Below are 24,822 nucleotides of genomic sequence, written 5' to 3'. Positions count from 1 at the left end.
TTAAGATATCCTTATTCTCAGATTTAGACGCTTTAAGATGCTTCCTTCGTCAGCATGACAAGCACAGATAATAGATTCTTTTCACACAAGGAAAAACCGGCATCAGGCCGGTTTTTCTTTATTCATTAATAGTAAAATCACAGCTTTAGCCAATTACTTCATATTCATAGCCTGCCCAGCTTTCACAACTTTCATAACGCCATTCATAATGCGCCAGTGGCCGGGGAACGTACAGACGTACGGATAATCGCCGGGGGTAGTTGGTGCCGTAAATTTCAGGCGGTATGTCTGGTCGGGGTTGATTAGTGGCGTAGCGACAATGACCTGCGAAATCGACGGTACGTAGTTTTTCTCAGCACCGTCTTTTGCCGTAATCATTTTGTCAGCAGCCGCGCCGATAGTGTCCATGCTACGTGGTTTCCCGATGACAAGGTTATGCTGCATGGCATCGGGATTTTCCAGTACAATTTCAATCTGCTTGCCCGCCGTTACGGTAAATTCTTTTTTATCGAAACGCATCTCCTCCCGAACGGTTTTCATACGTACCACCTCCACGTTCGGATCTTCGGGCTCAGCTTTTTTCATACCCCAAACTTCATAAAGTCGGGCCAGCCGCTCGCGGTTGTCGGTTGATACGCTGTTACTCAGACTTACCAGGAACGTCTTGTTGGCTTCTGCTACGTCGGATTTCTGTTTCATGTTCCAGCCCTCCGTAACGCCCTTCACAAGAGCCTCGCTTTCGGTAGAAGGAAGTTTCTGCGCCCAACGTAGCAGCGCAACTACTGAATCGACCGGAGCTACTGATACGTAGCTGCGGGTTGCGCGCTCAAGTGCGTAAGTGGCCAGGCTCTGCGGACCGCGATACGTTAATTTGTGGGTTGCTACGTTGTTTTGTTCGTTGCCTTCTGCAATTTTGTTCTCCCGGTCGAGCATGGCCGTAATGGTGTACTGACCGGCTTTTTCAAACGAAACACCCATGTCACCCACCCAGGGACCGTTGTTCGACTTAGTGATGGTTACCGTTTCACCGGGGGCAATACCCGACTCGTGCGTTACGCTCACAAAATCAATTTTAGCCTTTTCACCCGGTCCCGAAGGTCCTTCAACACGTACCGACAGCGGAATCGGCGTTCCGGCTGGAATGGCTACTCCACCAGCATTTTTCACGTCGACAAACAACTGCGCTCTTTCGCGAACCGCTGGTGAAGCTGGCGTTGTGCGAATGGCTGCCACAATCAGATCAGGTTGATTGCCCGAGGAAGATTGGGAGTTATTCGTGTTCGACGTAGTAGCCTGTTGTTCACCATGATTATGAGCGCTCATGTCGTGCTGCATGGACGATGACGGAGATGGGCCTTTCTTCGCCAGTTCAGCCATGTATGTTTTAAGTAGTTCGCCATCGTCACCGCTTAATAACAAGGCATACGCTTCGGGTATCCAGCGATCACTAACGTAGTTATTGCTCTGAAGTTGAGCAAGAATTGCTTCTTGTTCTGGTCGTTCCAGCGACGATTTCGACAGAGCTAACAGGGCTTCCAGAACAACCAAAGGCTCTTTATCTTCCAGCAGTTTCTCCCGGAAAATATACTTTGCAATCCAGCCATCTTTATCCGTCGGCAATATCCGAATTACAGCCCGACGTACTGCCGGTGCCGGATGATGCAGCACTTTCGTAACGGCTGCCGATACGTTCGGATCAGTTAAGGCACCCAAGCCGTGCAGTGTCCAGAGGGCGTGGAGGACACCCGGCGCATTACCAATTTCATCGAGCGACGGATCGTTTAGGAGTTCCAGCAGTTGCGGTACTACGTCCTTGTTGTTACGGTCGACAAGCAACCGCTGGGCAGTCATGCGCCAGAACATATTCGAATTTTTCAGAGCAGCTACCAATTGGTTAGGCTGCTCTTTGCTCAACGACATGGGCGAATAAGCCGGTGCGCCCTTGTAGCCAACACGGTAAATCCGACCGTGCGTAAAATCACGTAGCGGAGTTTCGTAAGCGTTACCTGATCCATTCGTAGCACCTTTAGGCGTCGGGTTGTGCTGAATGATGTAACTGTACCAGTCGACCACCCAGACAGCTCCGTCGGGACCAACTTCGGCAAAGACAGGTGAAAACCATTCATCGGCACCAGCTATCAGGTTGAAGCCTTCGCCATCGGCAAAATCGGTTCCGTTTTTCTGCATTACGTTCTGGTGAACGATGTGCCCCGTTGGCTCGGACACAAACGCTACGTTGTTCCAGTATTTTCGGGGGAAAGCGCGGGCGGTGTAAAAGTTATGACCAGCGGCCGCTGTAAATCCACCAAATACGTCCACCTGCCGAACTTTCTCGGTGATGGGTTTCATGTCTTTGTGTGTGTCGGTGCTACGGCTACCATTCTCGCGAATGTGCGGTGCTCCGTGGAAATACTGGTTCGGAATGGCCATGTACCAGCCGTGCGAATTGTTGGCCGTCGAGCCGAAAATATCGCCGGTTTCGGTAAAGCCCAGCCCCCAGGTGTTATTTGATGTACCCGTTACGTGCTGTAGCTCAGAACCATCGGGTCTAAATCGAAAAAAGCCCTGCCCGAACTTAACGCTATCGGCTCCAACTTTACCTTTGAAACCTGAGTAACCAACGCTGCCCCAAATCCAGTTGTCGAAACCGTAGTGCAGGTTGCTCGGTCCCGCGTGCGTATCGAACGTACCGAATCCAGAAAACAGAATTCTCGTTAAATCAGCCCGATCGTCGCCGTTGGTATCCTGCAAAAACAGCATGTGTGGTGCCTGTGATACGTAGAGGCCACCATTTCCAAACGCCATCCCTGTCGGAATACTGAGTCCTTCGGCAAAATTGGTAAACTTATCGGCTTTGCCATCTTTGTCGGTATCCTCGCAGATGACGATGTAGTCCGATCCACCTCCCGTCTTACGTTCATTAGGGTAATCCTTGGTAATCAGCACAAACAGGCGTCCGCGCTCATCCCAGGCCATCGCGATGGGGTGCAATACGTTGGGTTCGTGGGCAAACAGTTCGAGCGTAAAATCGACCGGCACCTGAATGTGCTTCATCGACTCTTCGGGCGACAGCGGCTCCTGCTGCATTTGCGCGCCGGGCCGTTTTTCATAGTTCGGCAGGTTGGCTTCATGATACGCAAACGGCTGCGGATTCAAGTCGTCGTGCAGTTTTTTGACTTTATCACCCACAGCCCAGAGAATGCCGCGCTCCAGCAACTGCTGAAAACCGGGCTGGCTCCAGGTACGTTCGTCGTGGCCGTAAGCCGTGTAAAAAACGCGGCCTTTTCCGTAAGTCCGGGTCCAGGTATAAGGTTCTTCATTCTTGTCGGGGCGATCCTGCCGTTGGTTGGCTTTGATTTCGCGGACGGCCAGAACGTTGTTATCTTCCTGAAGATGAGTGTGCAGGTACGTTTCGTCGAAGGCTTTGAACGACTGCAAACCCATTACCAGCGCATTTTCAGGCTGGGTAAAGCGCGTCTGGATGGTATCCATTTTGTGCCGCCAGAACTGACCGCCAACCACTTTATCGACGTATTCGGTCGAATTGCGGAAGCAGTACGACGCACAGTGAACCGGAATCACGCCATGACCCGACGATACGTAGTCGAGCAGCGCTTTTTCCTGCGGCTTCGGCAGGCTGTCCCAGTTGGCGTAAATCAACAGGCCGTCGTATTTATTCAGATTGTCGGCGTTGAGGTCTTCCAACTTATCGGTGTACGTAATATTGATGCCCCGGTTTCCCAGCGCAGCCATGAGTTGCGGTACCCGCTCGATGGGCCGGTGATGACCGTTATCACCCAAAAACAGGATTTCGGTCCGGCGAGCCCGCGTCGACTCCTGCCGGACGGTCGTTTGCGTGCCCGACAGGCGGGCGCACTGAGCAAAAAGGGCGGCTAACCCAATGAGAGTGAGTAGTTTTTTCATGGCCTTACAAACGACCGTGTTTATTAAAGGTTAAAATCGGGCAATTCAATCAATTTTCCACCCTGAAGCGCCGACTCGTGCGCCAGAATACCCACGCTGGTCCAATTGGCCGACTGAGCCGCATTCGGGAATGGGTCGCGGTTTTCAACAAGAGCTGACACAAACTCATGCACCATATGCGGGTGCGACCCACCGTGGCCCCCACCCTGCGTGAACGAAAGGTGCTGTGTTTCATCGGCATCATACACGCCTTTGGTCGTGAAGCGCTGAATTTCTTCCGGCAGATAATGCGCGTAATCGGGAACGGTAACTTTTTCAGGAATTTCCGGCTCTGGTTTTTTAGCCGTGTGAATTACCGGTTGTTCGTCTTCAATTAGTTGCCACTCAAACGACTTTTTATCACCGTACACCTCGAAGCTCTCCCGATACTGCCGTGCTACGTCGAACAACGACCGATACACGTATGCCGATAAATCGCTGTTTTTGAACTTGATATGCGCTGACTCTACGGCAAACGGCGAGTTATGAATTTTCGCCAGTTCTTCGCGAATAGTGCCCGACCCAAAGCATGATACGTATTCAGCTTCCAGTTTGAGCAACCCGGCAACCGGCCCAACGCAGTGCGTAGCGTAGTGCATAGGCGGCAGACCAGGCCAGTAATCAGGCCATCCGTCCATGTCCTGCTGGTGGCTGGCTTTCAGAAACTGTACTTTACCCAGTTCACCTTTTTCGTATAACTCCTTGACGAACAGAAATTCACGGCTATACACCACGGTTTCCATCATCATGTATTTCTTGCCCGATTCTTTGGTAGCCTTCACAATTTCCAGGCATTCCTCAACCGTAGTGGCCATCGGCACCGTGCATGCTACGTGCTTACCGGCACGTAACGCTTTGATGCTCTGTTCGGCATGGTTCGGAATCGGCGAATTGATGTGAACAGCATCAACGTTCGGGTCAGCTAGTAATTCATCATAGCTGCTGTAGCGTTTTTCAATGCCATATGCGTCACCAATCTTGTTCAGACTTTCGACGTTACGCTGGCAGATGGCGTACATGTTAGCGTTCGGATAACGCTGATAAATTGGAATGAATTCGGCCCCAAAACCCAGGCCCACAATGGCGACGTTGATCATATTTAAAGAGTGAAAGAGCGAAAAAATGAAAGAGTGAATCGGAACGTTGAACCGGAGCAAAAGAGTGATATTACGACGAGAGCAACGCGCTCTTTCGCTCTTTTACCATTTCGCTCTTTATAAACGCCAGTCCATCTACCGCCAGTTGTTCAGGGGAGGTAAACATGGGCCGGAAAATATGCGTGGCGGCCGCCAGATCGGGCGGGTTCGGACCGAAGGCTTCAATAGCAATCGGGCCTTCGTAACCAACTTCCTGCAGCGTAGCAAATACCTCATCGAACTGGATATGGCCTTTGCCAGGGGTAGAACGGTCATTTTCCGAAATCTGAACATGAACCAGATACGGCGCTACGTTCCTGATGGCCTCCGCTACGTTCTTCTCTTCCATATTGGCGTGGAACGTATCGAAAGCGGCCCGGCAATTCGGATGATTGACCGCTTCAACGTAACGAACGAGTTCATCGACGCACGTAAGTAGGTACGTTTCGAACCGATTGAGGTATTCGATGGCCAGTACTACGTCTTTCGACTGTGCGTATTCGGCCACTTCGCGCATCCCTTCTACCGACCAATTCCATTCCTGTTCGGTGGCAGGTTTACCTGTAAACGTCTTGAAACCAGCATACATCGGTCCCATCAGAATGTGGGAGCCAACGGCTGCGGAGCAATCGATAATCTTTTTCAGGTACGTAACACCCGCCCGTCGCGTAGTTTCGTCGGGGCTGATGAGGCTGACGTCATGACTACAGATTGTACACGTTTGCACGCCCAAATCCAATGCTTTCAGTTGTTGCCCGATACGTTGCCATTTAGCGAGGTTCGGCGTATCGTTCGGTTCGCTGATGGGTACTTCCACAAAATCGAATCCGCTGTCTTTCAGAAACGCTAAGGTTTCAGACAAGTCTTCGTCCATCGACGATGTCCAGACAAACAGATTCATTCCTATCTTATTCATATTACGTCTCTAAAAAATTACACAAACTTAACTAGTAACTAAACACAAGGTATAGCTTTTATTAATGAATACCGACTGTATTTTTACGTAAAACTTCTATTTTTGGCCAAGATTACGTTAAATAAAAACAATGAGACCGCCTTTACGCAAAGATATCGAACCCGTTGCGGCTTCGTTCATTGTTAAAGAACTGACAGAGCCTAACTTCGACCCAAACTGGCATTTCCATCCCCATTATCAGTTATTTCTGGTCGAAGAAGGGACGGGTATGCGATTTATCGGCGACTCGATCAAACCGTTCGGTCCTGGCGATCTGGTTTTCCTAGGGCCCAATTTACCGCATCTCTGGCGTAGTGATCAGGCTTATTTCGATAAATTTTCGGGCCTGATAACTAAAGGCATTGTAGTTTATTTCGCCGAAGATTTTCTGGGAAGCGACTTCTTCAATAAACAGGAAATGACGCTGGTGCGGCAGTTGCTTCATAACGCCCGACAAGGGCTGGAATGGACTGGTGAAACTCGTAGACAAACTGAACGATCGCTACGTAATCTGACAAAACAAACCGCCGACTTTGAGCGCGTGCTTAGTTTACTCTCGCTACTCAATACGTTGTCACATGCATCAGACTACCGTTTTCTGACGAGTTCGGGGTATACCAACACGGTGAAACCTTCCGAAACAGATCGGATGCAGTTGGTACACGATTACGTACTGGAGCATTTCCCGGACGACCTCAGTTTAGACACTATCGCCGATCTGGCCGGCATGACGCCACCCGCTTTTTGCCGATATTTTAAGACTCGGGCGAATAAAACGTTCTCTGAATTTGTGTCGGAGGTACGTATCGGCCATGCCTGTAAGCTGTTGATGATTGGGAAGCTGAATATTACCCAAATCAGCCTGGAAAGCGGTTTCCGTACACTCTCGAATTTCAATCGCCAGTTCAAAGACATAACTGGCCAAACCCCTTCGACCTACGTAAAGACGTATCGGGAGCTGTAAATGGAGTAGAGACAAGGCATGCCTTGTCTCCTATGCGTCAGCAATAACCATCCGGAAATGAGACAAGGCAAGCCTTGTCTCTACAACTAATACGTTACCGTGCTGGCTGGTTCACGAACTGATACGCCTTCTTTAATAAAGGTGAGCAGGTCTTCGTTGAGCCGATCTTTTTCGGTTACAAACAAGCCGTGTGGTGCGCCTTCATATACAATATACGTAGCATTGGGCAGGGCATCAGCCGTCCGTTCGCCCGACGCTTCGATGGGTACGGTTTTATCGGAATCACCATGAATAATGAGCGTCGGTACGTTAATTTGCGTCAAATCATCCCGGAAATCAGTGGTTGAGAAGGAGTTAGCGCAGTCAAGAGTAGCCTTGTGCGATGCTACGTAGGCACGGGCAAAGTCACCATTGAGGTGGGCCTGACTAACGGGCTGGCTGATCAGACTGACACCATAGAATTGTTTACCGAAAGTTTGCAGAAAATCAGCCCGGTCTTTCTTGATGTTCTCGGTAATTTCGTCGAATACTTCCTTATCGACACCGTCGGGATTATCTTCGGTTTTCAGCAAATAGGGCGTTACAGCACTGATAAAAGCCACTTTCGCCACACGCGCGCCACCATGACGGCTCATGTAACGAGCAACTTCGCCACCGCCCATCGAGAAACCAACCAGCGTTACGTTCTGTAAATTCAGTTCATCGAGAACGGCTTTCAGATCGTCGGCTAACGTATCATAATCGTAGCCATCCCAGGTCTGCGTCGATTTACCGAATCCGCGCCGGTCGTAAGCCACTACACGTATCCCATGTGCTGGTAATTCGGCCAGTTGATAATCCCACATTTCGTGGCTGAGGGGCCAGCCGTGAATGAGTACCACAGGATTGCCGGTGCCTAGATCCTGATAAAATAATTTGATGTCATTGCCTGAGGCATCAGTGCCTGCTTTGATATAGCTCATAACGTAATTTGGTTTATTGTTTTTACTCGAGTTAACTTATAGACAACTCTACATACGCCAAATGGTTTGTTATGGTTTTGTGATTTGATTGTTATAGAGATTAGTCGATTATTGGGCCATGAAACAATCGTTACTCTCCCGCCTGGCTGAACAACCACATGCCCTGAACCATTTGTTATTCGGCCTCACCGAAGACCAAATCCAGCAACGGCCCCAATCAGATAAATGGTCAATCTTTGAAAATCTGGCGCATCTGGGTCGTTATCAGGAAGTTTTTCTGGATCGGATTCAACAGATTATCAGTAACGTAACACCACGTTTCGACCGTTACGTTGCCGATAACGACTCCGATTTTGCTGAATGGACGCGGCTGTCGTTTCAAACCCTGACCGAGCGAATGCAGCACGAACGCGCGGCACTGAATGCCTTTCTGAGTATTTTACGAGAAGAACAATTAGTAAGCGTTGGCCTGCACCCGGCCTTTGGCCCGATGACAGTGGAAGGCTGGGCCGAATTTTTTCTGCTCCATGAAGCGCATCACTTTTTCACAATTCTGAAGATAGGCGGAACCTTACGAACGGAAGATCAACCGATGGGATGGTAGTAACGATAAGTGATGAACGATGAGTGAATCATTTTGCACTTATCGTTACCACAAATGGTCTGGTTATTATTTCCAGCGAATGATAACCAGCCCATCAGCTCCTTTTCCCCATAATTGTAGCCGCATCCGCCCCCTCCTCCTGGAAAATTTCCGTCAGTAGCGGCTACTTGATACAAGACTGATCCGCCGTTTAGCGTAGTTACCTGACCACCATATCCCCCCGGCATGGTTCCATAAGCACTACCTCCGTTGCCCAACTTTAAATTTAAAACGTGGTCAGTACTTCCACGTGGCTCATAGGCCATAACCAGATCCTGACCACGCTGACCTGTTACATTCGTTAAGATATTGGATGAAATACCTCCTCTGTACCCTCCAGCGCCATTAACTTCTCCCCCACCAACATCTATGTAACTAATTCCATCTGTACCAATTCGAATAAATGTATTACCACCCCCACTATTGCTCAGAGCAGTAACACCATTGCCAGCAGCTCCTCGTCCCCCTCCGCTTACCTGAACTGTCAATGAAGTTGCTGGTGATACATTGACGAGTTGGCTAATGTATCCGCCACCTCCACCACCTTTACAAGTTATAGTGCCATTTCCCAAATTTGTATAAATATTTCCTCCAGCTCCTGCTCCCCAAGCTTCAATTAGGACCTGATTTACTCCGTTTGGAACAGTCCAGAAATACAGGGACGGGCTATTAATATTATAAAATATAGCAGACTTTTTAAACTCGCCTGTATCACCTCCGCCCAGATACCCCCAGCTTATTCCATTATGCACCGCAACGGCCTGTTGTTCTGTATTATAGACAATATTACCAGCCTGTTGCGGTACAGTTGCGGTTGAGCTCTGCTGAGCGGTAGTGACGCGGGGCAACGTAATGGCATACGGTTTCAACGCCCAGGGCGTTTGGGCATTTACGCCACAGTGAATCAGTGTTAGCAATAAGCCGATGTAAAACAGTCGGTTGCTCATGATGTTAAACTCGGTTTTTAGGGGTTAATTAAACTTATTTTTATCCTGCTGAATTTTTGTCATGCTGAGGTACGAAGCATCTTAATGTTTATTCACTTTAGAATATGGAAGCTTTAAGATGCTTCGTATCTCAGCATGACAAATACGTATCAATAGGGTCAGTTACCGAGAAGTATTCGGGCACCAGTTCCAAACAATAAGCGAGCACCGTTGGTATATCGGACAGTACGTGCTGGAGCCAGGTATCCCGCCGGAACCGTAATTTGATGCCTGATTTCGACCGGAGTGGCAAAATTGCCGGGGAAACTCAACTCCGGTACGCGTCCTGTCGACCAGACGCTGTAGTCAGACCAGTCGCCGTTTTTTACCGTGTAGAAGTTCCCAATCGGATAGAATCCCGGAATGATACTGAAGATATAGGATTGACTAAATACCGACGTACCGCCACCCAAACAATTAGTCTGAATCTGCCACTCATACGTAGCGTTTACTTCCAGATTACCAATGTATTGACCAAAACCACCCGACGTAATATTGCTGGCCGTAAGCCACGTAGTAGTGCCTAGTTTCCGCCAGCGCATGTTAAATGTTGTCTGCTCCTGAAAGTAAAAACCCCGTCGCCATTGGATAGTGGCATAGGCAGCATTTCCACTAATGCCCCCATCAGCCAGATTAGCGTTCGGGGGAGGAATGCAGCCTAACGCGGTGAATGATTGAATGGGCGTCCAGTCGGACGTAGAAGTCGGGTTGCTGCAATTGTTACGGGCCTGCCATTCATACGCTACGTTGGGCGATAACCCAGTCAGGAAATCTCCGTTATTGAAATTGGAAACAGGAATCCAGGAGCCAACCGGACTTTTCGTACGGTATTGCACCGTAACCGGATACGTGGTCGAACCAATCTGCCCCGACCATTGTAACCTGGCCATGCCTTCATTGTAAACCAACGTAGCGGGCTCAATCAGTTGTTCGCAAAGCGAGGTCGTAAACTGCGCCAACGCCGACCAGGGTGATAGATCACCTTCCGGGCAAACTGTCTGAACCTGCCATTCATACGTAGTACTTGGCGTGAGATTCTGAAAAACAGGGGGATATTCATTACCTGGGTAGTTCGCTACGTTACCTACCCAGTTGCTTGTATTGATGGGTCGATACCGTAAATTATACGTTTCAGCCGTAGTTCCGGGAACCATGTCGTTCCAGGTAAACCGCGCATTGCTACGTGTTATCTGACTGTTGGCTAACCCAGTTGGCGTAAGATTAGCACAAACAATAGGGGCCAGGGTACCGAACGTAACGGGAGCTGTCAGCGTGGAGGTATATCCCGGCGAGCAAACTGCCTGTACCTGCACTTCATAGTTCGTACTGGACGACAGATTCAGAATCGTATGTGTGCCACCGAAGTCGCCGGTTACCGTAAATGAAGTCCAGCTACTGTTGCTGCCCGCTACCCGATATTGCCCCTGATACCGATCCGCATTCAGATAGCCGCCATCGCTCCAGAGCAGACTAGCCCGTCTGTCGGTTACGAAATCCGTTCGAAGGTTAGTTGGGGCCAGACAAGGCTCCTGGGCCAAGGTAGTAAAGGTAGCCGAAGCCGTCCAGTCGGATATCCCTCCCGTCTCGATACATTCTGATTGCACCTGCCACTCATACAACGTGCTGGCTTTCAACCCTCGAAGCATGTAAACACTGTACTGCGCGTTCACCTGATTCAGCGTTGTCCAGGAGCTGACTGGACTGGTAACAGGTCGGTATCGAAGATTATACCGTTCGTTATACACAGTTGTCCAGTATACATTCCAGTATCGGTCGGAACCTGAGCCATACAAAGGGTTGGTTGATGGTAGCGGACAGGGCGGTGGGGCAGTAGGTGTGGTAGTTGTAAAGTTATTTCCTTCGGCGTTCCACACCGATTCGTACCCTGTGGCACAAACCGACCGCACCTGCCATTGATACGTAGTACCCGGCGTCAGACCGGTAAGCGTATACGACGTAGCATTGGTTGTTACCGTAGACCACGATAACGGACTGATTGTACTGTACCGTATCTCGGTCGGCGACGTAGGATTAGCGCCGGGCATAAACCATTGTAAACGCACCGTAGAACCAGTTGGAGCCGAAGCAATTGGCGTTATGGGTCGCTGACAGGCGTTGGTTGTCCAGCCCTGGGTTGTATAAGCCGATTGGCCTCCCACCGGGCAGGTAGCTCGCAATCGAACCTCATAGTTAGTGTTTGGTAATAATCCAGTCAGGTTGTAAGCCGAAGCCGTTATTCCTGGTATAGTTGTGTAACTCGGCGGCCCCGATTGCACTCGATAACTGAGTTCATACGTAACGGGCGTCGTTTCCTGCGTGCTCAATTCCAGAGCTATGAACGTAGCACCCCGACTTTGTTCAACCAGGCCCGGCCGATTACACGCGGTCTGAAATGCGGGTCCGGCCGTAAACGACGATGGTCCAAAACTGCACTGACTACGTACCTGCCACTCATAGGAAACATTGGGTGAAAGGCCAGTCAGTGGATAAACGCTGTTCGTGGTTCCAGGTACGGATGTCCAGTTCTGGTTACCAGTACTTCGATACTGGACCTCATAACTCTGTGGAGCGGGATCGGTTGGTGTTTCCCAGGTAAGCAGCTGTCGGGTTGTCGTTTGAGCGACGGAGCTGACCGTCGGATTGCGGGGGATAGGGCAGCCCGTCGTGAACGTAGTGGAGACAAAGGGCGAGATGCCTCCATTGCTGCAATACGTCTGGATACGGCATAAATAAGGCGTATTATCTGTCAATGGACTAATGTCTGCTACGTTGGTTGGTGCTTCAGCCGTAAAGACCTGCACAGTGTTGGTATTGAGATTTTGCACCTCAATCCGGAAGCCCGTGCCAGAAGAATAGCTGGTTGTCCAGTGAAGTTGTGCAGTCGTGCTGGTGATTCCCGACACAAAAACATTGCTGGGTGTAAAGCAGGTCTGAGCATAAACAACCTGGGCAGATAGACTTAACCAGATACCTAATGCCAGCAATCGACCTAAATAGTTGATTGTCCACAAGCCAACAGCCGTAGTTTGTAAAGGTGTCTTCATGGGAATTTGAGTAATGGTGTGATGAGGTATTGAATAGTCGTTGCACCAAATGTCAGCATGCCAAATCAGAGACACCATCCCATAAAAGGGGGATACCGCCTGACTCGAATAGGGAAACTAACCCACTCGTTTTCACCACTCGGTCAGAAAGAGAATGAGGATGTTACGTTGGGGTGAATTATGGAAAGTCGACATGTCGAAGCCCCTAGCGTCAGCAACATTCTGTTAATCAACGCATTATCTTACCATTTCACCATGATTCGCGCTACGTTAAGGTGTAAACTCAAGCATTTTCAGCTCAAAACCCGGCACAACGGTTCCAATGACATACATCTTGTTATTGCCTGGAAACAACAGGGGCGAATTGACCTTTGCGCTAAATTCCCGGCGCTCGGTCCAGGTATCCGAAGGAGCATCGTACTCCCAAAACCGGGCATTTGTCGTTGAATTCTGAAGCGCGTAAATTTTGTTGTTCAGCAAACTGACAGTTTTACTTTCAGAGGCCGCATCCGAAGACGGCGCATCTTTCAGGCGTTTCCAGCTATTTCCGCCCGGATCGTATTCGTAAACTTTTTGGGTTGAATTTCCCTGATCGTAGGTAGCAATAAAATAAAGCTTACTGCTAACGCCCAGCAACGTATTGCCCTGAAGCTGCTCGGGCAGGTCGGTTTTCTGCGTCCACTTATCAGCAGTTGGGTCATATTCCCACCAGTCCGTATACCGCGTTGTTACGCTGCTCGTCATAGTACCCAGCCCATAATAGATCTTCCCACCAACTGAACCCACACTCGGACTCATCCGCAGATTTCCCGGAAAATCGGCTTTGCGTTTCCAGGTGTTCGTTGGAATGTCATATTCCCACGTCTCACGTACGTAGTTCAACGCTTTGTCCCGACCATGCAGAACGTAGATTTTCTGTCCGACTGAAGCCAACCGAATCGTACCGGAAGCGGTACCCGGAAAATCTGCCTTCTTGGTCAACGCTGCGGTAAGCGGTTCCACCTGATAGGTATTGGTCGAGGTTACCCAAAATTGCTTCGTATCGATAGTCAGGAAACTCGAATAGCTGGACTGATTGTACTTACCCAGGTCTTTCCATGTACCGGTTAAAACGGCTTGTGGTAATGTTTTAACCGGTAGTACATCTGAATAGACTACGTTTGTTTTTCCATCGGCAGCATACTCGCCAAATGCCCTTACGTAGCAGGTCTGATTGGCCGAAAGCCCACTAATCGTATATTCATAGGAAAACGTACTGGTAGTCAGGCCATTGATTACCTGATCCCATTTTTTCGTGTCAGTCCCGTCAACGGTTGGCGTTGTATTCGACGTCGCCCAGACAAAACCATATTTAGAAACAGGCGACGGACTGCCGCCTAAAGCCGTAAAAATAGCCAGCGCCTTGAAGCCATAGGATGTAATGTTTTCAGCTTCTTTAATAGTCAAAACGGGTAGCGCCGACTGAGTGGTTTTCAACAGAACTACAGCGCTGTACCCTGTTCCTTTTTCATTCGTGGCATACGCCCGAACGTAGTACGTTGCGTTGGCTTCCAGCGTCGTCAGTTTGCTGATGATGGTTAATGGAAATGGGCCGCTGGTAGTCCCTAATTCTGTTTTACTATCGGAAAGCGTTGGCGTCTGATTGATTTTGCTGTAGATAAAGCCATGCTGGGTTATTGTTGCTCCTCCGTTCGAATTTAGTACAGCCGATACGTTAGCCGAAGTAGTCGTAACGCCCGACGTAGCAGGAGCCGTAGCAGTACTGAATGTTGGAGCGGTTGAGGTAGCCGACGTAGTACTGCCGGGGGTTGTCGTTGTGGTGCTACCAGGGGTTGTCGTGCCACCGGGTTGGGCAGGGTCTGGCTCCGATTTTTTGCAGTTCTGCAAGCCGAATAATAACCCGGTTAATAAACTAACCAGGTGTAACGAGAAACGAAATGATTGCATGATGATGAGGATTAGAAACGGGATACCGATTAATTTCCCCAAAGGTCACCAAAGTTTTTAGGGTGCGAAATCCCATAAAAGGGGGATACAGAAGGATTTATGTCGCATTTTTACAATTACAGGCTATCCCATACACCGAGTTTTGTCTTGATCTATAAATTTCCTCCAGGTGGCAGGTTTCTATTCATCCTCTTCAGCGCTACGTCGACATAGCTCTATTTCTGGCTGGCTTTTGCTTTTGTTTTTCTTAGGAAGTATGTCTGGACTGGCGCAAACATATACGTATCCATTCACCAATGGGCGCGCCGAATTACCAGCCTTGTTTCCTGTTAAAAATAAATCCATCGTGGCTACTTATCGGATTCAAAACCCTACCAATAAGCCAGTTGAGGTTATTCTGTATTATGGAATTGATCAATTAACTGCTTACCGGATTGACAACGGAATTGCTACGTTACTAGGGCAATCGGGCTGGCTTTATCCCGCGCCGATGCTCCAGTTCGATCAATATCCGGAGTTTGGCCTGCAACACCGAAATGGGCTCCTTTTTCAGGTTCTCCCCGAACGAACTATGCTTCTGCGGGTCGTTTTCCTGAATAAATCGTCTGTTAATACCATCCATTATTCTCCTGTCTTATTCAGCCGGACTGGTTATCAGCAATTCCTGGATCATCGAGCCATCGAACATTCACAGACACGCTTGCTGGGAACAGGCTTTCTGGGTTGCCTGCTGATTATGTTTCTCTACACGGGCATGCAATACGTTATTCTGCGGGAGCGGGTTCTTCTGTACTATTCGTTGTATGTTTTGCTGGTTATGCTACGCAGCGTAATGACCGACGAATATTTGCGTGGGCTGGATTACTGGCCATTGCTACGTTCCGTAAATTTTGTCAGTCGGCATTCGCTTACGTTTATGTTCTGGTCGCTGGCGGCATATGGGTTATTTCTACGAGAATACGTCCAGTTAAAAACGCGCTCTTCCAGAATTGATACCGTTTATGTAGTCGCCAGTATTCTTTTTGTACTGCTGGGCATTGGTGATGTGTTTGTGGTAGTCGATAAATTTACGGAGCCTGTCTGGCACCTGGCACACCGAATTATTGATATTGGCTTACTTTTATACGGCCTTTATACACTTTATACACTCTGGCTTTTTTACGATCCTGTCACCAGATTTTTGTTCTGGGGAGTTCTGTTCTTTATCTTAAGTGGTATTATTTCCCTCATCAATCGGCTATTTTTCCCGGATTCGCCAACGGTCTATGATGTTGAGGCAGGCATTTTTATGACGGGCTATATTCTTGAGATTGTAACGTTTGCCCTCGGAATTGCCCAACGTCATGAACTGATCCGGCAGGAAAAATTACAGATTCAGGCTAAATTGATTGAGCAATTGCAGGGAAATGAACAGAAACAGGCGAAGCTAAACAGCCTGCGCGATGAAATTGCCCGGGATCTGCACGATGAAGTAGGTTCGCAATTAAGCAGCATCAGCATTCTGAGCCAGACGACCACGCGCTACGTAACAGACGAACGCGCTCATCAACGTTTGCTCACGATTGGTCAAACGGCCCGGCAAGTGATGGATTCCATGCGCGAAATTGTCTGGAGTCTGAATTCGTCCAGTGATTCGCTGCAAGACGCCGGGCAACGTATTCGCGAAACGGCTTACACGCTGTTTCAGGACAGTTTGGTTCGTCTCCACATCGACATCACTGAAACCAGTGCCCAGCTTGAGTTTACCGAAAAACAACGACGCGAGTTACATCTGATTGCCAAAGAGTGCCTGACGAACGTATTTCGCCATGCGAATGCGCAAAACGTCTGGATTACGCTACGTATTGAAGCCAGCAACCTGCAACTCATCATTCGCGATGACGGCGTTGGGCTTGACCAGAACGCCACCACCAGTGGTCTGGGACTACGTAGTATTCAGCAGCGCGTGGAAAGTTTACGAGGACGTTTATGTATTGAATCTGAGCCAGGTCGGGGTACTACGTTCTCTATTAATTGTTCCATTACGTTGTCACAGCACTACCAGCCAACAGAACCACGGTTTGCTACCTCTACTAGTTCATCAGATAATAGTTAACGTAAATTATGGGAAGTGATTTTTGTCATCCTGACGCAGGAAGGATCTTAAGGTTTTCTTACTGTAGTGCCAGAAAATCCTAAGATCCTTCCTGCGTCAGGATGACAAAAATCTTGATATAGATATGTTAATTAGACGTTTACTCGGTAAAACATTCATTATTCGCGCTAATTAGTGCTGGAAATTTATCTAAAGTCTAGCTGTTACATTGCTGACCTACAGCTTATACTTCGCCACTGCTTCTACCACCGAGTGCACGTGCAGCTTTTCGTAAATCCGTTTGATGTGCGTTCGGACGGTTTCAATACCAACGCCCAGCTCTGCGGCTACGAGTTTGTAGCTCATGCCCTGCGCCAGATAGTGTAACACCTGACTTTCCCGACTAGTAAGCTGATCGAGACTTGCCGACCCTCCCGAACGGGCCGGAAATGATTGAATGACTTTCCGGGCAATACTAGGCGACATGGGTGACCCGCCAGCGTATACCGATTCAATTGACTCAATGATTTGATCGGGTGTAGTTTGCTTTAGTAAGTAGCCTGACGCGCCGGCACACAAGGCTCGAAACACGCGGTCGTCGTCGTCGAAAACGGTAAGCATCAGGACTTCCACAGCCGGAAACTCGCGATGCAAGCTGGTTACCGCCTGAATACCGTCGCGACCAGGCAGATCAATATCCATCAGCACTACGTCGGGCTGGAACTGATACGTCTGGTCATTGGCACGCAGACAGTCGCCGAAAGCGCCTACTAATGCGCAGCCATCCGTATCGTCGATCAGGGCACTTAAGGCTTCGCGTAAGGGCGCGTTATCCTCATAAATCAAGACACGGATTGGCATAATTAAAGATAAAAAAAGCGGAGTCAGTTTTTACGCCGTTAGCGTAAAGGTAATCAGGCGTTATAGCTTAAGGGTATCCCATATTCGGGTGATACGTTGCCGTCCACGCTTATAGCTAACGTATCAAAAAAACGAGCAATTGCTACGTTGCTCGCCTTTTTGATTCCCTCAACTATTGATACACCCGAACGTAATCTACTTCCATGCGTCGGGGCCAGATACTTTCGTCAACGCCTTTCTGACCACCCCAGTTGCCGCCCACCGCTACGTTCAGCAGTAGATAAAATTTCTGTTCAAAAGGCCATTCCGCTACGTTGCCTCCTAAAACAGCTTTCTCGACTGTGTTGTATTTCTGGTTATCTACGTAGAAATCAATCTTATCGGCGGTCCACTCGATGGCGTAGAGGTGATACGTCTGGGTAGCATCCGGAATGTTGATCTGCTTGCCTTTCTGGGTCTTTTTGGCGTGGTTATAGGTTTCGGTATGGATGGTGCCATGAATAACGCCTTCATCGAAACCAACGTGTTCCATGATATCGATTTCGCCAGCCAGCGGCCAGCCAGCGGTTTTGATATTATTGCCCAGCATCCAGACTGCCGGCCACGTACCCCGCCCCGACGGAAGTTTAGCGAAGGCTTCGATACGTCCCTGTTTCCACGCCATTTTGCCCCGCGTCAGCAACCGCGCCGAGGTGTAATTCTTACCTTCGTACGATTCTTTGCGGGCTTCGATAATGAGTTTCCCATTTTCGACGCGGGCGTTTTCTCTACGTCGGCGGGTGTAGTACTGAAGCTCGTTATTGCCCCAACCGCCCCCGCCTACTTCATAATCCCATTTTGTCGAATCAGGTAGTCCCGGCTTGTCAAATTCATCAGTCCAAACGAGTTTACGAGCTGTGGGCGAAGTTGTTACGTTAACCGGTGCCGTTACGTCGGGGGCTTTGCAAGCCAGAATGGCAATTAATACCAAGGATTTAATTATCAATAGATTTTTCATGACAAATAGCCTAAATCGCTCATTCGCTCATTTAACATCCGTTACGGCACTCTTTGGAAACGCCCACGTCAGAAAATCGGGCATGATGGCGCTCCAGGTTTCCTGATTGTGTTTTCCACCGGCAATTTCAACGTAGCGAATGTCGGTCGGTTGGCTGTTACGTTGATAGCCTTTTTTCTCTAACTCTGTTATCAGGTCAAGGGTATCGTCGATGGCGTCGATGATGCCATTGTTGTTGCGGTCGCTGGTTTCGTCGTCGGTTCCGGCTTCGAACCAGAATTTCTGACCTTTGTGATACGTTCCTTTTCGTACCAGCGCGTGCATGATACGGTCGGTTTCGTCGCGGTAGCCGTCTTCTGTACTTTTACTACGCCACCAGAGCGCCCCCGAAAATACGCCTGCTTTGGAAAATCGTTCGGGATGATGGAAAACAATATCGAAGGCCGATAAGCCACCCAGCGAGAAACCCGCAAATACCGATTGGGCCGGATCAGTGCTGACGCGGTATTTTTTTCTGACGTAGGGAATAAGTTCGGTAAGTACGAAGTCGGTGTACAGATTTGCCTTGCTGCCCCGGTTCATGTAATCGGCCTGAGCCGACGTACCATATTCCTGAATCCGGTCGCCGGCGTGAATGGCCACGAGTACAAACGGCCGTATCGCCTGTTTTTCGTAGAGCGAATCCAGTACGTCTTTCATTCGCAAACGACCTAAATCCTGCCCATCGTTCAGGTACAAGACAGGCAATTTTGCTACGTCGTCCTGTCGATTCGTACCAACAAAAGACTGGTAATGAGGAGGTAATACTACGTCCAGATGAACAGTTCGTTTTAGCGGAACCGAGTATAGTGAGTCGTCGTGCCGAACCGTTACGGTGGATTGTTCGGCGCGTGGGAGGGTTGGTACAAGTTCAACCATAAGCGCAAAAAATAACAAAAGGATAATCTTCACAACTGACAAAGTAGCTAAATTTTTCAATGCCCACGGCGTTGTTTTTGTCGGTACCAGCTATTTCTTCTATTTTCAGCCGAAATTTATAAGCGGTTAAAACACTCATTAAACAACTATCAACGTGCAGGAAGACTATCGAAAATGGTATTCGCATCACCTCGGGCGTGACATCGAGATGCTGGTTTATGGCAATTGGGGCTATCCGGTACTGATGTTTCCGACCTCCATGGGCCATTACTACGAGTACAAGGATTTCGGTTTGATCGACACAGCCCGCTGGTTTGTGGAAACCGGGAAAGTAAAACTTTACTGCATCGACAGCATCGACAAAGACAGTTGGTACGCCAAACACCTGCACCCCGGTACCCGCATCTGGAATCATGTTTTATACGACAAGTTTCTGCATGAAGAACTGGTACCGGGTATGCAGCGAGAATGTAATGTGCAAAAAATCGGTGTTTCGGGAGCTTCGTTCGGGGGGTATCATGCGTTGAATTACGCTTTCCGGCACCCTGAGCAGGTTGGTCATTTGCTCACGATGGGCGCGGCTTTCAACATCAAGTCGTTTCTGGGCGGTTATTACGACGATAACGTGTATTATAATAATCCTCCCGATTTCATGCCCAACGCCCAGAACGATGAGTTTCACCATATGAATATCGTGCTTGGTACGTCGGAATATGATTTCTGTAAACCTGATAATTATCAGATGTCGGGGATACTGAGCTACAAAGGCATTCGCCATCAACTCGACGTAACGCCCTGGGGCAATCATGACTGGCCCGTCTGGAAAGATCAGTTTCCCAGATATTTAAGTAAAATTTGATGTATGAACTATGATGTATGAACTATGGCAACCGTATTTCATACATCATACTTCATATATCTTATATCATCATTCCATGCACCACCTCGACCGGCTTCGCCAGCACATTTCGGATGTACCTGTGCACCTAAAAGCCTTCTCAGAAACTGATTTGACGCAGCACGCGCCGGATAAATGGTCGCGTAAGCAAATTCTGGGGCATCTGATTGATTCGGCCATCAATAATCTGAAGCGGTTTACCGATGCCCAGTTTTCGGAAGGAACGTATCAGACTACATCTTACAATCAGAATCAGTTGGTCGTTGTCAATCAATACCAAACGTTACCGCTGGAGCACCTGCTCACGCTTTGGAGCAGTCTGAATACGCAAATTCTTTACGTTGCCGAAGTCATTCCAGAGGTCACGCTTGCTCAGCCCGTTCAGTATAATGGTGTAGCAGCAGAAACGTATACGCTGGATTGGATTATTGAGGATTACGTAGCACATCTAGAGCATCACCTCAAGACATTACTCTAGTTTTCTGGCTGATTCAACAAGCGTTTCGGCTACGTAATAATATCTTTTTCTACGTAGTATCAGTTCGGCACAGTAGTTGTTTTGGATGACCTAAAACCTCATCCTCTCCAATCCACTATGACAACTTTTACGCGGGTATGGCCAAATTTTCGTCGTACGAAGACCGGTTTGCACATGTACATTCAGCACCGCAATAAACAGGGATTCGTATTGAGCAACTACGTCTGTTCAGCGCTCTATAATTGAAAAAAAGAAAAGCCCGCTTAATTACGGGCCAGTTACAGTGTCGTGATGGTTTGTTCAGGTTGCGGTGGACAAGCGGAAAACCATGCACAAATATAGGTAGTTATACGCAATACGCGCATACCTTCATATTAAAACGGGATTAATTTCTCGTTTTATTTAACCTGTATCTTACGTAAAATCAGGTCATTACAAATGAAAACATTTACACGTGACACATGATTTGAGCCGATCAGTTCATTCTGCTGTACTGACTCATAAAACCCGATTTTTAAGTAGTTTATGTACTATAAACGAAGTAGGGAAACGTTATGATTGACATTGCGTCGCGTTAAACAATGTGAAAAGCGGTATGTTTACCACATCAACAACCAATGTTTTCACAGTTTAACCAACTGTCGTTAATTTAAGTCATTTAAATTAACCTTAACTAATTCATTATGAGCAAGAAATCGAAAATCGGCATTCTATTCGGGCAGGAAAACACGTTCCCACAGGCTTTTGTCGACCGTGTTAATGAAAAACAAAGTACGTTTTCTGCCGAATTTGTCAGTATCGATCAGGTCGAACAAAGCGTAGCGACAGATTACGCCGTTATCATCGACCGTATTTCGCAGGATGTTCCATTCTATAAGGCTTTTCTGAAGAATGCCGCGCTGACCGGAACAGCGGTGGTAAATAACCCTTTCTGGTGGAGTGCCGACGAGAAATTTTTCAATAACTGTCTGGCTGTTCAACTTGGGGTACCTGTTCCAAAAACGTTTTTGCTTCCTTCCAAAGAGCGCCCCGACGACACAAATCATAACTCGTTTCGCAACCTGAAACACATGAATTGGGATGCTATTTTCAAGCATATTGGTTTCCCGGCCTTCATGAAGCCGCACGCGGGGGGTGGCTGGAAAAGCGTTTACAAAGTTGACAATCCTGAGCAGATGTTCAACGCCTACGATGAAACTGGACAATTAGTAATGCTGTACCAGGAAGCCATCGACTTTACTGATTACTTCCGGTGCTACTGCATTGGTGGTAAAGATGTACGTATCATGTCGTATGAGCCACGTAATCCGCACCATTTGCGGTACGCTTCTGAAATGAAAACCACGGGCGACGCCGGCAAAAAACTGCTGGAAACCATGCACGACTACGTATTGAAACTGAACCACGGACTTGGCTACGATTTCAATACAGTTGAATTCGCTGTGCGCGACGGTATCCCCATCGCTATTGACTTCTGCAATCCCGCTCCCGACGCCGACGTTCATTCGGTTGGGCAGGCCAATTTTGACTGGGTAGTTGAAGCAGCCGCAAACATGGCCATCGACCGGGCAAAAAAAGCGCAAAAAGGTAATAACAACCTGACCTGGGGTACGTTTGTCCGTGGCTCAGTTGCTGATATTGCGGCACCTTCAGCCCCTGCTAAAGAAGCTAAAGCGCCAAAGGCAGAAAAAGCAAAAGAAGCGCCTAAAGCAAAAGAAGAAGCAAAGCCTAAAAAGGGTAAAAAGTAAACACATTTGTCATGCTGAGGAACGAAGCATCCTGAAGCATCCTAACTACGTGCTAGGAAACCTTAAGATGCTTCGTTCCTCAGCATGACAAAAAACGTCCCGAACGATTCTAATACGTTCGGGACGTTTTTTTGTGCTCCTTCAAAGACCAATTCGCTTAGGATCAATGCCCGTATCGCGGGCTGATGAACGTAGTATCGCCAGCATTTCGCCGTAGCTGAACAATCGCCCGTCTATGTAATCATGTTCTTCAGAATCAGCGAACGTTCGCTTCTCTTCCAGATCGCGAATATTCGCATGAATCGTTATCAATACGTCCTGAATAAACTCCTCAAATTGCTGTTCGTGCATAATCACGTAGCGTTAAACCAATTTCTATAAATCTTTCTAAATTCTCTGCGCAAAAGCCTTTTCTCCGAATAATATTAGGCATATCGGCAAAATTTCGACTTACCGTTCGTCACAAAAGTACTGTCACTTCAGCATTTTTAACCATATTCGCGTTTTCCGAATGTTTGAATCTATCATCAACAACGTAGTACATGCAAAGACGCGATTTTATCCAGTTGTCGGGGCTGGGCATTGGTAGCCTATTTACCGCTGGCGTCCCGGTATTTGGCAATAACGTATCAGCAGATTATCTGTTCGATGCCTCAGGCTGGGGAGCTGGCGTCGACGCGGCCGCCAAGAAAAAATTAGCCGACGTAGCACTCAATACGGCTAAAAGCCAGGGCGCTACGTATACCGACGTTCGCATTGGCCGCTACCTGCAACAGTACCTGTTCACCCGCGAAACGAAAGTCCAGAATATTGTAAACGCCGAATCATACGGCATTGGTATCCGGGTTATTGCGAACGGTACGTGGGGTTTTGCCGCCACCAGCGACGTAACACCCGATGCCATCGCCCGATGTGCGAAAACGGCCGTATCCATCGCCAAAGCCAACTCTCGCCTTCAAACCGAACCCGTTCAGCTGGCTCCGCAGAAAGGCGTTGGCGAAGTAACCTGGAAAACGCCTATCCAGAAAAATGCTTTTCAGATACCCGTCAGTGAAAAAATAGACCTGTTGATGAAGGTCAACGGCGAAGCCATGAGAAATGGCGCGGCTTTCGTTACGTCGAACCTGTTTTTCATTAACGAACAGAAATATTTCGCATCGACCGATGGCTCTTACATCGATCAGGATATTCACCGCATCTGGCCTACGTTCACGGTATCGGCAGTTGACCGCGCTGCCGGAAAATTTAAAACCCGCGATGCCATCAGTTCGCCGATGGGTATGGGTTACGAATATCTGGATGGGCTGGCTTCCGAAAAAATAAAAGCACCAAACGGTCTGGTGGGTTATCGGTATTCGTACGACATGGTTGAAGATGCTACGTTGGCCGCGAAACAGGCGAAAGAAAAACTCACCGCCAAAAGTGTTCAGCCGGGTAAATACGACCTTGTGCTCGATCCCAATCACCTCGGTTTGACCATCCACGAATCCGTCGGTCACCCTACCGAGCTTGATCGCGTATTGGGTTACGAGGCTAATTATGCGGGCACCAGCTTCGCTACGTTGGATAAGTGGAAATCGAAGACGTTCAATTACGGCAGTAAACTGGTCAATATTGTTGCCGATAAAACGCAACCCAATACGTTGGGCACAGTTGGTTACGACGACGAGGGCGTTCCGTGTAAAGAGTGGGATTTGATCAAAGATGGCATTCTGGTGAACTATCAGGCTATCCGCGACCAGGCCGCTATTCTGGGCGAAAAGGAATCGAATGGCTGCTGCTACGCCGACAACTGGAGCACAGTGCAGTTCCAACGGATGCCGAACGTATCACTCAAGCCCGGCGCAGAAAAACGCTCTGTTTTCGACATGATTAAAGGTGTCGACAAGGGTATTTATATCATTGGCCGTGGTTCCTATTCAATTGACCAGCAGCGATATAACTTTCAGTTCGGCGGGCAATTATTCTACGAAATCAAGAATGGTGAAATCGTGGGTATGCTCGACGACGTAGCGTATCAGTCGAATACCCAGGAATTCTGGAACTCCTGCGCCCAACTCTGCGACAAGGACGACTACCGCACGTTCGGTTCTTTCTTCGATGGTAAAGGACAACCGTCACAAGTGAGTGCCGTTTCGCATGGTTCAGCTACTACGCGTTTCAATGGCGTCAACGTAATCAATACAGGTCGGAAAATATAAACGGAAGTCAATTGCTGGCAGCTATCGACTGCTGACTATCGACTATT

Annotated in this window: 18 protein-coding genes; 7 read left to right on the top strand and 11 right to left on the bottom strand. The window is 48.5% G+C overall.

Annotated elements, in window-relative coordinates; genetic code table 11:
* Positions 1-153: 153 nt before the first annotated feature.
* The 3 genes from IC229_RS26080 to IC229_RS26070 all read right to left on the bottom strand — a co-directional run bounded on the left by IC229_RS26080 (position 154) and on the right by IC229_RS26070 (position 6,015).
* A complete protein-coding gene (locus IC229_RS26080; RefSeq protein ID WP_190890461.1) occupies positions 154-3,924 on the bottom strand; it encodes a PVC-type heme-binding CxxCH protein in 3,771 nt (1,256 codons plus the stop codon).
* 23 nt (positions 3,925-3,947) lie between these two features.
* Positions 3,948-5,060: a Gfo/Idh/MocA family protein gene (locus tag IC229_RS26075; RefSeq protein ID WP_190890459.1), complete on the bottom strand. Its 1,113-nt coding sequence runs from the start codon at positions 5,058-5,060 to the stop codon at positions 3,948-3,950.
* A gap of 70 nt (positions 5,061-5,130) precedes the next feature.
* A complete protein-coding gene (locus IC229_RS26070; protein ID WP_190890458.1) occupies positions 5,131-6,015 on the bottom strand; it encodes a sugar phosphate isomerase/epimerase family protein in 885 nt (294 codons plus the stop codon).
* A gap of 130 nt (positions 6,016-6,145) precedes the next feature.
* On the opposite strand from IC229_RS26070, the gene IC229_RS26065 reads away from it, so the two are divergent.
* Positions 6,146-7,018: an AraC family transcriptional regulator gene (locus tag IC229_RS26065; RefSeq protein ID WP_190890456.1), complete on the top strand. Its 873-nt coding sequence runs from the start codon at positions 6,146-6,148 to the stop codon at positions 7,016-7,018.
* 86 nt (positions 7,019-7,104) lie between these two features.
* Here IC229_RS26065 and IC229_RS26060 read toward each other — a convergent pair whose 3' ends face one another.
* Positions 7,105-7,980 carry an alpha/beta fold hydrolase gene (locus IC229_RS26060; RefSeq protein ID WP_190890454.1) on the bottom strand — a complete coding sequence of 292 codons (876 nt, stop codon included), beginning with the start codon at positions 7,978-7,980 and terminating at the stop codon, positions 7,105-7,107.
* A gap of 118 nt (positions 7,981-8,098) precedes the next feature.
* Here IC229_RS26060 and IC229_RS26055 point away from each other — a divergent pair, with 118 nt between their 5' ends.
* Positions 8,099-8,584 carry a DinB family protein gene (locus IC229_RS26055; RefSeq protein WP_190890453.1) on the top strand — a complete coding sequence of 162 codons (486 nt, stop codon included), beginning with the start codon at positions 8,099-8,101 and terminating at the stop codon, positions 8,582-8,584.
* Here the strand turns inward: IC229_RS26055 and IC229_RS26050 are convergent.
* The 3 genes from IC229_RS26050 to IC229_RS26040 all read right to left on the bottom strand — a co-directional run bounded on the left by IC229_RS26050 (position 8,566) and on the right by IC229_RS26040 (position 14,600).
* Entirely contained in the window at positions 8,566-9,570 is a 1,005-nt protein-coding gene (locus IC229_RS26050) for a glycine-rich domain-containing protein (protein ID WP_190890451.1), read from the bottom strand. The two genes, IC229_RS26055 and IC229_RS26050, sit on opposite strands and share 19 nt — an antisense overlap.
* 158 nt (positions 9,571-9,728) lie before the next feature.
* Entirely contained in the window at positions 9,729-12,653 is a 2,925-nt protein-coding gene (locus tag IC229_RS26045; protein WP_190890449.1) for a fibronectin type III domain-containing protein, read from the bottom strand.
* A gap of 270 nt (positions 12,654-12,923) precedes the next feature.
* The gene (locus IC229_RS26040) at positions 12,924-14,600 is read right to left on the bottom strand and encodes a Kelch repeat-containing protein (RefSeq protein WP_190890447.1); all 1,677 of its coding nucleotides are present in this window, start codon (positions 14,598-14,600) and stop codon (positions 12,924-12,926) included.
* Between the two features lie 169 nt (positions 14,601-14,769).
* Here IC229_RS26040 and IC229_RS26035 point away from each other — a divergent pair, with 169 nt between their 5' ends.
* Complete coding sequence (locus tag IC229_RS26035; RefSeq protein ID WP_190890446.1) at positions 14,770-16,695, top strand: sensor histidine kinase; 1,926 nt, start codon at positions 14,770-14,772, stop codon at positions 16,693-16,695.
* Between the two features lie 216 nt (positions 16,696-16,911).
* Here the strand turns inward: IC229_RS26035 and IC229_RS26030 are convergent, their stop codons facing one another.
* The 3 genes from IC229_RS26030 to IC229_RS26020 all read right to left on the bottom strand — a co-directional run bounded on the left by IC229_RS26030 (position 16,912) and on the right by IC229_RS26020 (position 19,450).
* Positions 16,912-17,535 carry a response regulator gene (locus IC229_RS26030; protein WP_190890444.1) on the bottom strand — a complete coding sequence of 208 codons (624 nt, stop codon included), beginning with the start codon at positions 17,533-17,535 and terminating at the stop codon, positions 16,912-16,914.
* 172 nt (positions 17,536-17,707) lie between these two features.
* Positions 17,708-18,532: a glycoside hydrolase family 16 protein gene (locus tag IC229_RS26025; RefSeq protein ID WP_190890443.1), complete on the bottom strand. Its 825-nt coding sequence runs from the start codon at positions 18,530-18,532 to the stop codon at positions 17,708-17,710.
* A 27-nt stretch (positions 18,533-18,559) separates the two neighbouring features.
* A complete protein-coding gene (locus IC229_RS26020; protein ID WP_190890441.1) occupies positions 18,560-19,450 on the bottom strand; it encodes an alpha/beta hydrolase in 891 nt (296 codons plus the stop codon).
* A 154-nt stretch (positions 19,451-19,604) separates the two neighbouring features.
* Here IC229_RS26020 and IC229_RS26015 point away from each other — a divergent pair, with 154 nt between their 5' ends.
* The 3 genes from IC229_RS26015 (at position 19,605) to IC229_RS26005 (ending at position 22,574) form a co-directional block, all read left to right on the top strand.
* Complete coding sequence (locus IC229_RS26015; RefSeq protein ID WP_190890439.1) at positions 19,605-20,309, top strand: esterase family protein; 705 nt, start codon at positions 19,605-19,607, stop codon at positions 20,307-20,309.
* 76 nt (positions 20,310-20,385) lie between these two features.
* Positions 20,386-20,826 carry a DinB family protein gene (locus tag IC229_RS26010; RefSeq protein ID WP_190890437.1) on the top strand — a complete coding sequence of 147 codons (441 nt, stop codon included), beginning with the start codon at positions 20,386-20,388 and terminating at the stop codon, positions 20,824-20,826.
* A 683-nt stretch (positions 20,827-21,509) separates the two neighbouring features.
* On the top strand, positions 21,510-22,574 hold the full coding sequence (locus IC229_RS26005) for an ATP-grasp domain-containing protein (protein WP_190890435.1): 1,065 nt from the start codon (positions 21,510-21,512) through the stop codon (positions 22,572-22,574).
* A 141-nt stretch (positions 22,575-22,715) separates the two neighbouring features.
* On the opposite strand, the gene IC229_RS26000 is transcribed toward IC229_RS26005, so the two are convergent.
* Entirely contained in the window at positions 22,716-22,925 is a 210-nt protein-coding gene (locus IC229_RS26000; protein WP_190890433.1) for a hypothetical protein, read from the bottom strand.
* Positions 22,926-23,116: 191 nt separating this feature from the next.
* Between IC229_RS26000 and IC229_RS25995 the strand changes: the two genes are divergently transcribed.
* Positions 23,117-24,775, top strand: a complete 1,659-nt coding sequence (locus IC229_RS25995; RefSeq protein ID WP_190890432.1) for a TldD/PmbA family protein — start codon at positions 23,117-23,119, stop codon at positions 24,773-24,775.
* The last annotated feature ends 47 nt before the right edge of the window (positions 24,776-24,822 follow it).

This window comes from Spirosoma profusum (assembly GCF_014699005.1).
Classification (GTDB): Bacteria; Bacteroidota; Bacteroidia; order Cytophagales; family Spirosomataceae; genus Spirosoma; species Spirosoma profusum.
The sequence above is the reverse complement of the archived record's forward strand: the minus strand, read 5'-3'. Positions and strand labels throughout refer to the sequence as shown.

Excerpts from the sequence above, each read along its gene's own strand:
- IC229_RS26075 (WP_190890459.1), bottom strand. The coding sequence starts at position 5,060 with ATGATCAACGTCGCCATTGTGGGCCTGGGTTTTGGGGCCGAATTCATT.
- IC229_RS26025 (WP_190890443.1), bottom strand. The coding sequence starts at position 18,532 with ATGAAAAATCTATTGATAATTAAATCCTTGGTATTAATTGCCATTCTG.
- IC229_RS26045 (WP_190890449.1), bottom strand. The coding sequence starts at position 12,653 with ATGAAGACACCTTTACAAACTACGGCTGTTGGCTTGTGGACAATCAAC.
- IC229_RS26020 (WP_190890441.1), bottom strand. The coding sequence starts at position 19,450 with ATGGTTGAACTTGTACCAACCCTCCCACGCGCCGAACAATCCACCGTA.
- IC229_RS26050 (WP_190890451.1), bottom strand. The coding sequence starts at position 9,570 with ATGAGCAACCGACTGTTTTACATCGGCTTATTGCTAACACTGATTCAC.
- IC229_RS26070 (WP_190890458.1), bottom strand. The coding sequence starts at position 6,015 with ATGAATAAGATAGGAATGAATCTGTTTGTCTGGACATCGTCGATGGAC.
- IC229_RS26030 (WP_190890444.1), bottom strand. The coding sequence starts at position 17,535 with ATGCCAATCCGTGTCTTGATTTATGAGGATAACGCGCCCTTACGCGAA.
- IC229_RS26005 (WP_190890435.1), top strand. The coding sequence starts at position 21,510 with ATGAGCAAGAAATCGAAAATCGGCATTCTATTCGGGCAGGAAAACACG.
- IC229_RS25995 (WP_190890432.1), top strand. The coding sequence starts at position 23,117 with ATGCAAAGACGCGATTTTATCCAGTTGTCGGGGCTGGGCATTGGTAGC.
- IC229_RS26080 (WP_190890461.1), bottom strand. The coding sequence starts at position 3,924 with ATGAAAAAACTACTCACTCTCATTGGGTTAGCCGCCCTTTTTGCTCAG.
- IC229_RS26040 (WP_190890447.1), bottom strand. The coding sequence starts at position 14,600 with ATGCAATCATTTCGTTTCTCGTTACACCTGGTTAGTTTATTAACCGGG.
- IC229_RS26060 (WP_190890454.1), bottom strand. The coding sequence starts at position 7,980 with ATGAGCTATATCAAAGCAGGCACTGATGCCTCAGGCAATGACATCAAA.
- IC229_RS26010 (WP_190890437.1), top strand. The coding sequence starts at position 20,386 with ATGCACCACCTCGACCGGCTTCGCCAGCACATTTCGGATGTACCTGTG.
- IC229_RS26065 (WP_190890456.1), top strand. The coding sequence starts at position 6,146 with ATGAGACCGCCTTTACGCAAAGATATCGAACCCGTTGCGGCTTCGTTC.
- IC229_RS26000 (WP_190890433.1), bottom strand. The coding sequence starts at position 22,925 with ATGCACGAACAGCAATTTGAGGAGTTTATTCAGGACGTATTGATAACG.
- IC229_RS26055 (WP_190890453.1), top strand. The coding sequence starts at position 8,099 with ATGAAACAATCGTTACTCTCCCGCCTGGCTGAACAACCACATGCCCTG.